The organism is Streptomyces sp. NPDC001717 (genome assembly GCF_042892775.1).
GTDB lineage: Bacteria > Actinomycetota > Actinomycetes > Streptomycetales > Streptomycetaceae > Streptomyces.
In genome coordinates, this window is the sequence record NZ_JBIAUK010000010.1 from 1 (window position 1) to 12,929 (window position 12,929).

Here is a 12,929-nt window from a genome sequence, read left to right on the forward strand (position 1 = left end):
ACGCCCGGTTACATTCCGAACCCGGAAGCTAAGCCTTTCAGCGCCGATGGTACTGCAGGGGGGACCCTGTGGGAGAGTAGGACGCCGCCGAACAACCCGCCCTTTTAGCTCAGTCGGTAGAGCGTCTCCATGGTAAGGAGAAGGTCAACGGTTCGATTCCGTTAAAGGGCTCCAAAGAGAAAGGCCCCCGCCTGTTGGCGGGGGCCTTTCTGCGTTTGTGGGTCCGTGCGGTGCCTGTCAAGTCCCGACTTTCCGGGCCATGACCAGGGTCGCGCCTCGGGGCGCAATGGGATCACGGGAGCCCGAGCTCCTCGATCCGAGGAAGGACCCTCTCATGAGCCTGAACACGAACATCACCACGAACATCGCATGGATCCGACGCCTCTTCCTCCGGCTCGTGACGGCCCCGGCCGGCGTTGCCGGTGGCGGTTGCGTGTCGTCGTCGGTGCCCTTCGAGCCCGGTCCCGTGGCCGAGAGCTCCGACCCGGGTGTCGGGGCGGCCTCCGCGCCTCCCTGGGTCTCGGAGATGGCCGCACCGTCATTCATGATCGTGTCGCCGCGATTGCCGCGGCGGTGATCAGTCGCTCGTGCGCTGCTGGGGGACCCGGAACGCGAGGATGGCCATGTCGTCCGAGGCGGGTTCCGCCGCGAAGCGTTCCACGGCGCGCAGCACGCGGGAGGCGACCGCGCCCGCGGTGAGGCCCGTGCAGGTGGTGAGGACCTCGGTCAGGCCGTCGTCGCCGAGCATGCGGGTGCCCTCGCGGCGTTCGGTCACGCCGTCCGTGACGCACAGCAGCACGTCGCCCGGATCGAGGGTCAGCGTCTGCTCGTAGAGGTCGAGGTCGTCGATGACGCCCAGCAGCGGCTGGGGCTCCGCGGCCGCCAGGACCTCGCCGTTTGGGCGCAGGCGCAGCGGGAGCGGGTGGCCGGCGCAGACGACCTTCATCAGGGCCCCGCCGTCCGGCTGCGGGTGCAGTTCGCCGTAGAGGAGGGTGAGGAAGCGGCTGCGGGCGCCCTCGTCGAGGATGGCCGCGTTCAGGCGCTGCAGGACGGCCGGGCCGCCCAGGCCTTCGCGGGCCAGGAGGCGCAGGGCGTGCCGGGCGAGGCCGGTGACCGCGGCCGCTTCGGGGCCCGTGCCGCAGACGTCGCCGATGGCGAAGCCGTACGCGCCGTCGCGGATCGGGAAGACGTCGTAGAAGTCGCCGCCCACCTCGTTGCCCTCGCCGGCCGCGCGGTAGATGACCTCGACCTCCATGCCGGGGATCGCGGGGGAGCCGGGCGGCAGCAGGCTGCGCTGGAGGGAGCGGCTGATCGCGGTGCGCTCGGAGTAGAGACGGGCGTTGTCCAGGGCCAGCGCGGCCCGCCGGGACAGGTCCTCGGCGAGTTCGAGGATCTCCTGGCGGAAGTGTTCCTCGGACGGCTTGCCGAGGGTCAGCAGTCCGATGACGCGGTTGCGGGCGAGCAGTGGCAGGACCACGGTCTCGCCGCCGACGGCGAGGGAGGTCTCCGGCCAGGGGCGGGCGCCGGCCTCGCGGACCGGTTCGGGCGGGCTGACCCGCGAGAGGAGGGCCTTGAGGGCGTCGATGCGTTCCTCGTCCTCGTGGAGCACGTACGAGAGGTACGGGTCGGAGGACTGGTCGGCGATCGTGTAGACGGCGCACCAGGTGGCGAGGGTCGGGACGGTCATCTGGGCCATCAGCGCCAGGGTCTGGTCCCGGTCGAGGGTGCCGGCCAGCAGGTCGGAGGCCTCGACGAGGAAGGAGAGGGAGCCGCGCCGGAGGCGTTCCAGCTCGCCGAGGCGGGCGGACTCGACGGCCAGGGCGATGCGGTCGGCGGCGAACTGGAGGCGCAGGGCCTCCTCGTTGGTGTAGCGGCCCGGGATCTCGGCGGCCACGCCGAGGGAGCCGGTGAGCCGGCCCTCGACCTTGAGCGGGACGGTGACCGCCGAGCGCATGCCGGTGGACTCCAGGAGAGGCACGGCGCCGGGGACGACCGAGAGGTCGTCGTGGACGGCGGGCATGCGGGCGGAGCCGTACCGGTTGGTGCCGGCCTCGACGGGGACGCGGGCGAACCGCTGGCGCGTGGAGGGCAGGCCGGTGGTGGCGCGGACCTCGAGCTCCGTTTCGTCGTCCGTCGCGAGGAGGAGGAAGGCGGAGTCGGCGTCGAGGAGGTCGCGGGCCCGTTCGACGGTGCGCTGGAGCAGGGCGTCGAGGTCGTCGGGGGCGGGAGAGCCGATGAAGACCTCGAAGGGGTCCACGGGGCGGGGCTCGGTGAGCTGGGCGCTGTCGCCGGTGGGTGTGCGCACGGGGGTCTGGAGCAGGGCGCGCTCGTCGTCGTGGACGAGGAGGCAGACGATGGACGGCTCGCCGTGGGCGTCGCGGACCCGCAGGTGGGAGGCGTAGATGGGGATGACGCGGCCGTCCGCGCCGCGGACTCCGTAACTGCCCTCCCAGCGCGAGAGTCGCAGGGCCTCGGCGATGCCGGTTCCGGTGCCGGGGGTCTGCGGCCAGGCGGCGAGCTCGGCGAGCGGGCGGCCCAGGGCCTTCTCCGCGGGGTAGCCGAAGATGTGCTCCGCGTCCTCGTTCCAGGCGCTGATGCGGTCGCCGGAGTCGATCTGGAGGACGGCCACGCGGACCCGGCTGTCGGCGAGGGGGAGCAGGCGGTCGGGCACGACCGGGCCCGCGGAGCGGGTACCGACCGGCCGGTCCGGAAGGTCGAGCCGGAACCACACGTGCTTGTGGGTGGCCGTGTACTCGACGCCCCAGCGGGTGGCGAGGGCGGCGCAGAGCATCAGGCCGCGGCCGTTCTCACGGTCGGGGTCGGCGTACGGACGCTCGCCGGGGTGCTGGAGCGGGAGCTCCCGCTCCGGGTAGCGGTCGGCGACCTCGACGCGCACTCCGTCCCCGGAGCGCAGGCACAGGACCTCGGCCCGGGTCCCGGCGTGGACCACGGCGTTCGTGACGAGCTCGCTGGTGAGGACCACCGCGTCGTCGACGATGTCCGCGAAGCCCCAGCCCTGCAGCGTGTCGCGGACGAACGCGCGAGCGGCGGCGACGGATCGCCCGACGGGATCGAAACTGGCAGCCGCCCGTGCCGTGATCACTGCTCTCCTTCGACGCGGTTGGACATCGAGTGCCAGGTTACTTACCTTCGCGGTCGGCATGGTGCCGTCGTCCGGGAATCCACTCGGAGGGTACGGCGGGTATGCGATGGTGCCGAAGTGTTATGGCCGGGTTCGGCCAGGGTGAAACACTGGGCAGGCTTGCGGAACCGGCTCGTGAGGAGTCAGGTGTCCGGTGGAACGGCGGTCGACCCTTTCGGGAGGGACACGGTGGAGTCTGGCGCAGCGGTGCGGCGTACAGGGACGCGGGCCAAGGGAGGGCGTCCGCGGCGCGGCGACACGACCGAGGTCGATACCGCGGCTCTGAACCGGCTGCTCACGGCCCTGGTGTCGATGCGGGACGGGAACTTCCGCAAGCGGTTGACGGTGTCCGGCGAAGGCGTGATGGCGGAGATCGCCGCCGTCTACAACGAGGTCGCCGACCGCAATCTGCACCTCACGGGGGAGCTCTCCCGGGTCCGACGGATGGTGGGCCGCGAGGGCAAGCTGAGCGAACGGCTGGAAACGGGTGCCTGCGAGGGCTCCTGGGCGGCCGCGATCGACGCCTCGAACCAGCTGGTGGACGACCTGGCGCGGCCGGTGTCCGAGGTGGGTCGGGTGCTGTCGGCGGTCGCCGAGGGCGACCTGGACCAGCGGATGGACCTGCGGACCCAGGCCCCGGAGGGGGTGGGGCATCCGCTGCGCGGTGAGTTCCTGAAGGTCGGGCGTACGGTCAACAACCTGGTCGACCAGCTGTCCGCGTTCACCGACGAGGTGACGCGCGTGGCGCTGGAGGTGGGTACCGAGGGGAAGCTCGGCGGCCAGGCCCAGGTGCGCGGAATGTCGGGCTCCTGGAAGGACCTGACCGACTCCGTCAACACCATGGCGTACCGGCTCACCGCCCAGGTGCGTGACATCGCCCTCGTCACGACGGCGGTCGCCAAGGGCGACCTGTCGCGCAAGGTCACGGTGCACGTGGCCGGCGAGATGTTGCAGCTGAAGAACACCGTCAACACGATGGTGGACCAGCTGTCCTCCTTCTCCTCCGAGGTGACCCGCGTCGCCCGCGAGGTGGGCACGGAGGGCGAGCTGGGCGGCCAGGCGAAGGTGCCCGGTGTCGCGGGCGTGTGGAAGGACCTGACCGACTCCGTCAACACCATGGCCGGCAACCTGACGGCCCAGGTGCGCGGCATCGCCCAGGTGACGACGGCGGTCGCGAACGGCGACCTGTCGCAGAAGGTACGGGTGAGCGCGCGGGGCGAGGTCGCGCAGCTGGCCGAAACGATCAACCAGATGACCGAAACGCTGCGGACGTTCGCGGACGAGGTCACGCGTGTGGCCAGCGAGGTCGGGGCCAAGGGTCTGCTCGGTGGTCAGGCGCAGGTTCCCGGCGCGGCGGGCACGTGGAAGGACCTCACCGATTCGGTGAACACGGTCTTCCGCAACCTCACCACGCAGGTGCGGGACATCGCGCAGGTGACGACGGCGGTCGCCAACGGCGACCTCTCGCAGAAGGTCACGGTCAACGTGGCCGGCGAGATGCTGGAGCTGAAGAACACCGTCAACACGATGGTGGACCAACTCCAGTCCTTCGGTGCGGAAGTGACGCGCGTGGCCCGCGAGGTCGGCGTCGAGGGTGAACTGGGCGGTCAGGCGCAGGTTCCGGGCGCGGCGGGTACGTGGAAGGACCTCACCGACTCGGTGAACACCGCCTTCCGCAACCTCACCGGGCAGGTCCGCAACATCGCCCAGGTGACGACGGCGGTCGCCAACGGCGACCTGTCCCAGAAGGTCACCGTGGACGTCTCCGGCGAGATGCTCCAGCTGAAGAACACCGTCAACACGATGGTGGACCAGCTGTCCTCCTTCGCCGACCAGGTCACGCGGATGGCGCGGGACGTGGGTACGGAGGGCCGACTGGGCGGCCAGGCCAGGGTCGAGGGGGTGTCCGGCACGTGGAAGGAGCTCACCGACTCCGTCAACTTCATGGCCGGCAACCTGACTTCCCAGGTGCGCCAGATCGCCCAGGTCACCACGGCCGTGGCGCGCGGTGACCTGTCGCAGAAGATCGACGTGGACGCGCGCGGCGAGATCCTGGAGCTGAAGAACACCATCAACACGATGGTCGACCAGCTCTCGGCCTTCGCCGAGCAGGTGACCCGGGTGGCCCGGGACGTGGGTACGGAGGGCCGGCTCGGCGGTCAGGCGCAGGTGCCCGGCGTGGCCGGCGTGTGGCGCGACCTGACGGACTCGGTGAACGGCATGGCCGGGAACCTGACCTCGCAGGTGCGCAACATCGCGCAGGTCGCCACGGCGGTCGCGCGCGGTGACCTGTCGCAGAAGATCGACGTGGACGCGCGCGGCGAGATCCTGGAGCTGAAGAACACCCTCAACACCATGGTCGACCAGCTCTCGAACTTCGCGGAGCAGGTGACGAGGGTCGCCCGCGAGGTGGGCACCGAGGGAATCCTGGGCGGTCAGGCCGAGGTCAAGGGTGTCTCCGGCACCTGGAAGGACCTCACCCAGTCCGTCAACTTCATGGCGAACAACCTGACCTCGCAGGTGCGCAACATCGCCGAGGTGACCACCGCCGTCGCCATGGGCGATCTGTCGAAGAAGATCACCGTCGACGCCAAGGGCGAGATCCTGGAGCTGGTGACCACCGTCAACACGATGGTCGACCAGCTGTCCTCCTTCGCGGAGCAGGTGACCCGGGTGGCCCGCGAGGTGGGTTCCGAGGGCATCCTGGGCGGTCAGGCACGGGTGCGCGGCGTGACCGGCATCTGGAAGGACCTGACCGACAACGTCAACCTGATGGCCAACAACCTGACCTCGCAGGTGCGCAACATCTCGCAGGTCTCGGCGGCGGTCGCCAACGGCGATCTGACGAAGAAGGTCACGGTCGAGGCGCGCGGCGAGGTCGCCCAGCTCGCGGACACGGTCAACACGATGGTGAAGACCCTCTCCTCGTTCGCGGACGAGGTCACGCGCGTGGCGCGCGAGGTGGGTACGGAGGGCCGCCTGGGCGGTCAGGCGCACGTGCCGGGCGTCTCGGGGACCTGGAAGGACCTCACCGACTCGGTGAACTTCATGGCCTCCAACCTCACCGGTCAGGTGCGGCAGATCGCCATGGTCACGACCGCCATCGCCAAGGGCGACATGACCAAGAAGATCGACATCGACGCCCGCGGCGAGATCCTGGAGCTCAAGACCACCATCAACACGATGGTCGACCAGCTGTCCTCCTTCGCCGACCAGGTGACCCGCGTCGCCCGCGAGGTGGGCACGGAGGGCATCCTGGGCGGCCAGGCCCGCGTCCGGGACGTCGACGGCACCTGGCGGGACCTGACGGAGTCCGTGAACGAGATGGCCGGGAACCTGACCCGGCAGGTGCGCGCCATCGCGGCCGTGGCCACCGCGGTGACCCGCGGCGACCTGAGCCTGAAGGTCGACGTGGACGCGGCGGGCGAGATCCAGGTCCTCCAGGACAACATCAACACGATGATCGTCAACCTGCGCGACACCACCCTGGCCAACAAGGAGCAGGACTGGCTCAAGGGCAACCTCGCCCGGATCTCCGCGCTGATGCAGGGCCGCCGGGAGCTCGACGACGTGGCCTCGCTGATCATGAGCGAGCTGACCCCGGTCGTCTCCGCGCAGCACGGCGCCTTCTTCCTGGCACTGCCGGCCGGCGGCACCACCGAGATCGGGACGGAGGGCGGCACGGACGGCTCGTACGAGCTGCGGATGCGCGGGAGCTACGCGTACGCCGGGGGCCAGGTGCCCACCTCCTTCCGGCCGGGCGAGGGGCTGATCGGCACGGTCGCCGAGGAGAAGCGGACGATCCTCGTCGAGAACACCCCGCCCGGCTACCTGAAGATCTCCTCGGGGCTCGGCGAGGCGCCGCCCGCGCACGTGATCGTGCTGCCGGTGCTCTTCGAGGGGAAGCTGCTCGGCGTCATCGAGCTCGCGTCCTTCACCCCGTTCACGCAGATCCAGAAGGACTTCCTCAGCCAGATCGCCGAGATGATCGGCACGAGCGTCAACACCATCAGCGTCAACTCCAAGACGGAGATGCTGCTCAAGCAGTCCCAGGAGATGACCGAGCAGCTGCGCGAGCGGTCCGACGAACTGGAGAACCGGCAGAAGGCCCTCCAGGCCGCCAACGCGGAGCTGGAGGAGAAGGCTGAGCTGCTGGCCCGTCAGAACCGGGACATCGAGGTGAAGAACACCGAGATCGAGGAGGCCCGGCAGGTCCTGGAGGAGCGTGCCGAGCAGCTCGCGGTCTCGATGCGGTACAAGTCCGAGTTCCTGGCGAACATGTCGCACGAGCTGCGCACCCCGCTCAACTCGCTGCTGATCCTGGCGAAGCTGCTCGCCGACAACGCGGACGAGAACCTCTCGCCGAAGCAGGTGGAGTTCGCCGAGACCATCCACGGCGCCGGCTCCGACCTGCTCCAGCTGATCAACGACATCCTCGACCTGTCGAAGGTCGAGGCCGGGAAGATGGACGTCTCGCCGACCCGGATCGCCCTCGTGCAGCTGGTCGACTACGTGGAGGCCACCTTCCGGCCGCTGACGGCGGAGAAGGGCCTGGACTTCTCGGTGCGGGTCTCGCCGGAGCTCCCGGCGACCCTGCACACGGACGAGCAGCGGCTGCTGCAGGTGCTGCGCAACCTGCTGTCGAACGCGGTGAAGTTCACCGACACCGGGGCGGTGGAGCTGGTGATCCGGCCCGCCGGGACCGACGTGCCGACGGCGATCCGCGAGCAGCTGCTGGAGGCCGGTTCGCTGCGGGAGGCGGACGCCGACCTGATCGCCTTCTCGGTGACCGACACCGGCATCGGGATCGCGGCGAGCAAGATGCTGGTGATCTTCGAGGCGTTCAAGCAGGCCGACGGGACGACCAGCCGCAAGTACGGCGGCACGGGCCTGGGGCTGTCGATCAGCCGGGAGATCGCCCGGCTGCTCGGCGGGGAGATCCACGCGGCCAGCGAGCCCGGCCGCGGGTCCACCTTCACGCTGTACCTGCCGCTGCACCCGAGCGAGCTGCCCCCGCAGGGGTACGCGCCGCCCACGCCCGGGGGTGCGCGCGGCGAGCTGTACCGCAGGTCGGCCGACGGGGTGCGGCCCGCGCTGCCGCAGGCCCCGGCCGCCTCCGTGCCCGTACCGACGGTGCACGCACAACATGCCCGGCCGGGGCTGCCCGCGGCGGAGCCGTCGGGTCAGGGCTCCTCGGCGCTGTTCCGCAGGCGGCGCAAGAGCCTGCCCGAGCCGCTGCCGAGGGCGGAGGCGCAGGGCCGGCCGGACGTCGACGCTTGGGGCGTGGAGGAGCCGCTCCCGGTCCCGCCGCGGGCGTACGACTTCCGCGGCGAGCGGGTGCTGATCGTGGACGACGACGTACGCAACGTCTTCGCGCTCACGAGCGTGCTGGAGCAGCACGGGCTGGCGGTGCTCTACGCCGAGAACGGGCGGGAGGGCATCGAGGTCCTGGAATCGCACGACGACGTGGCGGTGGTCCTGATGGACATCATGATGCCGGAGATGGACGGGTACGCGACGACGGCCGCGATCCGGCAGATGCCGCAGTTCGAGGGGCTGCCCATCATCGCGCTCACCGCCAAGGCGATGAAGGGCGACCGGGAGAAGGCCATCGAGTCCGGTGCGTCCGACTACGTCACCAAGCCGGTCGAGCCCGACTACCTACTGTCGGTCATGGAAGGGCATATGCGCGGAAAGTGATCAACGTGCGGAGGTGATCGGGAGGCGCAGGGGGGAACCTTCTGCCCTCCCACCACGTTTCCGCATCGTGCACAGTGACATCTTGGTGACAGGGTGTGGCGATCTCGGGACTGGGGCTACGATGACCGGCACAAGGACGGACGGCGTAAGGATGCCGTCCTCTGGGGCGGGGCCCGGCGGACAGGCCGGAGCCTTGAGCCGGGGAGGCCCCATGCCGGGGCGAGGAGGACAGGGCATGGTGCAGAAGGCCAAGATCCTCCTGGTCGACGACCGGCCGGAGAATCTGCTGGCGTTGGAGGCCATCCTCTCCGCGCTCGATCAGACACTGGTCCGGGCGTCGTCGGGGGAGGAAGCGCTCAAAGCGCTGCTGACGGACGATTTCGCGGTCATCCTGTTGGATGTCCAGATGCCGGGAATGGACGGTTTCGAAACGGCCGCGCACATCAAGCGGCGGGAACGGACCCGGGACATCCCGATCATCTTCCTCACTGCGATCAACCACGGTCCGCACCACACGTTCCGCGGCTACGCGGCCGGAGCGGTGGACTACATCTCCAAGCCCTTCGACCCGTGGGTGCTGCGGGCCAAGGTCTCGGTGTTCGTGGAGCTGTACACCAAGAACTGCAAGCTGCGGGAGCAGGCGGCGCTGCTGCGGCTCCAGTTGGAGGGCGGCGGTTCCAACGGCGACGGCAGCAAGGAGACGGCCGGTCTGCTGGCCGAGCTCTCCGCGCGGCTCGCGGCGGTCGAGGAGCAGGCCGAGGCGCTGACCAAGCAGCTCGGCGAGGATTCGGCGGATGCGGGCGTGGTGGCGACCGCGGCGCACCTGGAGCGCAAGCTCACCGGACTGCGCAGGGCCCTGGACGCGCTGGAGCCCGGTGCCGGGGGAGCGGTGCTCCCCGCGCAGGGCTGAGCCGGGGCGCGGCCTGCCGCCGTGCCCGGGTCGGGACCCGGGTGCCGGCGGACTGCGGGGTGCCCGGCGGGTCGCGGCAGCCGGGGTGCCGACGTGCGCCCGGGGTGTCGCGAAGTGGCCCCGGGGCGCGGGTTGAGGCTTCGTCAGGTTTGGTGGGGCGTCAAAGAGCCCATGGGGCACGCGACACGAACGGGTGAAGGGGTGGGCACGCGTGTCCACCGGGGCGCGCACCGGTAACCTCGGGCCCATGGCCTCAAGTACGTCCGGCAAGGGTTCCCAGAGCACCGCGGGCACCGCGAAGAGCCGCACCGGCCGTACGACGGCGCCGGCGAAGAAGGCGGCTCCCGCGCGCAAACCGCCCGCGAAGAAGGCCGCGGCGGGCAAGCGCGCCCCGGTGAAGAAGGTCGCGGCCAAGCCCGCGCCGTCCCCGACCGGGGGCGTGCTGCGGCTGGTGCGCGCCGTGTGGCTCGGCTGCGCGCACGCGGTCGGCGCGGTCTTCCGCGGGATCGGCCAAGGGGCCAAGAACCTCGACCCCGCCCACCGCAAGGACGGCGTCGCGCTGCTGCTGCTCGCCCTCGCGCTGATCGTCGCCGCCGGAACCTGGTCGAATCTGAGCGGGCCCGTCGGGGACCTGGTCACCATGCTGGTCACGGGCGCCTTCGGACGACTGGACCTGCTCGTGCCGATCCTGCTCGGCGTGATGGCGGTACGTTTCATCCGCCACCCCGAGCAGACCGACGCCAACGGCCGGATCGGCATCGGCCTCTCCGCCCTCGTCATCGGCGTGCTCGGCCTGGTCCACATCGCCTGCGGCGCTCCCGGCCGCGACGAGGGCACCACCGCCATGCAGAACGCGGGCGGGCTGATCGGCTGGGGCGCCTCGAAGCCGCTGATCTTCACCATGGGCGCGCCGCTGGCCGTGCCCATGCTGGTGCTGCTCACCGTCTTCGGGCTGCTCGTCGTCACCGCGACCCCGGTCAACGCGATCCCGCAGCGACTGCGCCGGCTCGGGATCCGGCTCGGGATCATCGCCCCGAACGAGTACGACGAGGTCTACGGGGAACAGGAGGGCGCCGTCCCGGCGCGCCGGGACCGGCACGACGCCGAGCAGTGGCGGGCCCGTTCGGGCGCGGCAGCCGGCTCCGACGATCCCGCCGACGCCGCCGAGGAGGAAGCGCTGGCCCGGCGCCGGCGCCCGCGCAGGGCCCGGCCGTCCATGGACCGCGAGATGGACGCCGTCGACGTGGCGGCCGCGGCCGCCGCGGCGCTGGACGGCGTGGTCTACGGCGGGCTGCCGCCCTCGCCCCTCGTCGCCGACCTCACCCAGGGGATCACGCCCGAGCGGGAGGGCGTGGAGGTCACCGCTCCCGTGCCGCCCGCCCGAGAGGAACGCCCCGTACCGCAGGCCCCTCCCGCCGAGGTGCCGCAGGCCGAGGCGCCGCACGCCACCACCGCCGCGGCCTCCGGGACGCTGTCGGTGCCCGATCTGACCAAGGCCCCGCCCGAGACCCAGCCGCTGCCCCCGCGCGCCGAGCAGCTCCAGCTGCGCGGTGACATCACGTACTCCCTGCCCTCGCTGGACCTGCTGGAGAAGGGCGGGCCCGGCAAGACCCGCAGCGCCGCGAACGACGCGGTCGTCGCCTCGCTGCGCAACGTGTTCACCGAGTTCAAGGTCGACGCGGACGTCACCGGCTTCACCCGGGGGCCGACGGTCACCCGGTACGAGGTCACGCTGGGCGCTGCGGTCAAGGTCGAGCGGATCACCGCGCTGACCAAGAACATCGCCTACGCGGTGGCCTCGCCGGACGTCCGCATCATCAGTCCGATCCCGGGCAAGTCGGCTGTCGGCATCGAGATCCCGAACACCGACCGGGAGATGGTCAACCTCGGTGACGTGCTGCGCCTCGCGGACGCGGCCGAGGACGACCACCCGATGCTGGTGGCGCTGGGCAAGGACGTCGAGGGCGGCTACGTCATGGCCAACCTCGCGAAGATGCCGCACGTACTGGTGGCCGGCGCCACCGGCTCCGGCAAGTCCTCCTGCATCAACTGCCTGATCACCTCGATCATGGTCCGGGCCACGCCGGAGGACGTGCGGATGGTCCTCGTCGACCCCAAGCGGGTCGAGCTGACGGCGTACGAGGGCATCCCGCACCTGATCACGCCGATCATCACCAACCCCAAGAGGGCCGCCGAGGCCCTCCAGTGGGTCGTGCGCGAGATGGACCTGCGCTACGACGACCTGGCGGCCTTCGGGTACCGGCACATCGACGACTTCAACCAGGCGATCCGGGACGGCAAGATCAAACTGCCGCCGGGCAGCGAGCGCGAGCTCAGCCCCTACCCGTACCTGCTGGTGATCGTCGACGAGCTGGCCGACCTGATGATGGTGGCCCCGCGCGACGTCGAGGACTCGATCGTCCGCATCACCCAGTTGGCCCGCGCGGCCGGCATCCACCTGGTGCTCGCGACCCAGCGGCCCTCCGTGGACGTGGTGACCGGTCTGATCAAGGCGAACGTGCCCTCGCGGCTCGCCTTCGCGACCTCCTCGCTCGCCGACAGCCGGGTCATCCTCGACCAGCCGGGCGCGGAGAAGCTCATCGGCAAGGGCGACGGCCTGTTCCTGCCGATGGGCGCGAACAAGCCCGTACGCCTCCAGGGCGCCTTCGTCACCGAGGACGAGATCGCCGGGATCGTGCAGCACTGCAAGGACCAGATGGCGCCCGTCTTCCGGGACGACGTCACCGTCGGGCAGAAGCAGAAGAAGGAGATCGACGAGGACATCGGCGACGACCTGGACCTGCTGTGCCAGGCGGCGGAGCTGGTGGTCTCGACCCAGTTCGGCTCCACCTCGATGCTCCAGCGCAAGCTGCGGGTGGGTTTCGCCAAGGCCGGTCGGCTCATGGACCTGATGGAATCGCGGGGGATCGTCGGCCCGAGCGAGGGTTCGAAGGCGCGCGACGTGCTGCTCAAGGCCGACGAGCTGGACGCCGTGCTGGCCGTCATCCGCGGCGAGACCGGACCGTAAGCAAACCGCGGGCAACCGTTTCCCTTGGCCCCGCGTCAAGTTGAACGGAGGGGAGCTTCCCCCGCCATTCGGATGGCGTAGGAAGTGCACCCTCCGGTTGCTCCACCCTTTCGTCACCCCCCTAGACTGGACATCCAGCAGGTGGCTAC

Annotated in this window: 5 protein-coding genes, 1 tRNA gene and 1 rRNA gene; 6 read left to right on the top strand and 1 reads right to left on the bottom strand. The window is 70.6% G+C overall.

Annotation, left to right across the window (positions count from 1 at the left end; genetic code table 11):
* The 3 genes from rrf to ACFYZL_RS18415 form a co-directional block, all read left to right on the top strand.
* Positions 1-93, top strand: a 5S ribosomal RNA gene (gene rrf, locus ACFYZL_RS18405); the annotation flags it as partial.
* A 5-nt stretch (positions 94-98) separates the two neighbouring features.
* A tRNA-Thr gene (locus ACFYZL_RS18410) sits at positions 99-174 on the top strand.
* A 160-nt stretch (positions 175-334) separates the two neighbouring features.
* Complete coding sequence (locus ACFYZL_RS18415) at positions 335-577, top strand: hypothetical protein (protein ID WP_388680016.1); 243 nt, start codon at positions 335-337, stop codon at positions 575-577.
* Here the strand turns inward: ACFYZL_RS18415 and ACFYZL_RS18420 are convergent, their stop codons facing one another.
* On the bottom strand, positions 578-3,163 hold the full coding sequence (locus tag ACFYZL_RS18420) for a SpoIIE family protein phosphatase (protein WP_384748427.1): 2,586 nt from the start codon (positions 3,161-3,163) through the stop codon (positions 578-580).
* Positions 3,164-3,331: 168 nt separating this feature from the next.
* On the opposite strand from ACFYZL_RS18420, the gene ACFYZL_RS18425 reads away from it, so the two are divergent.
* The 3 genes from ACFYZL_RS18425 to ACFYZL_RS18435 all read left to right on the top strand — a co-directional run bounded on the left by ACFYZL_RS18425 (position 3,332) and on the right by ACFYZL_RS18435 (position 12,780).
* Positions 3,332-8,842: a HAMP domain-containing protein gene (locus tag ACFYZL_RS18425; protein ID WP_388680019.1), complete on the top strand. Its 5,511-nt coding sequence runs from the start codon at positions 3,332-3,334 to the stop codon at positions 8,840-8,842.
* A gap of 235 nt (positions 8,843-9,077) precedes the next feature.
* On the top strand, positions 9,078-9,752 hold the full coding sequence (locus tag ACFYZL_RS18430) for a two-component system response regulator (protein ID WP_384748433.1): 675 nt from the start codon (positions 9,078-9,080) through the stop codon (positions 9,750-9,752).
* Positions 9,753-9,999: 247 nt separating this feature from the next.
* Complete coding sequence (locus tag ACFYZL_RS18435; RefSeq protein WP_384748436.1) at positions 10,000-12,780, top strand: DNA translocase FtsK; 2,781 nt, start codon at positions 10,000-10,002, stop codon at positions 12,778-12,780.
* Positions 12,781-12,929: the final 149 nt, after the last annotated feature.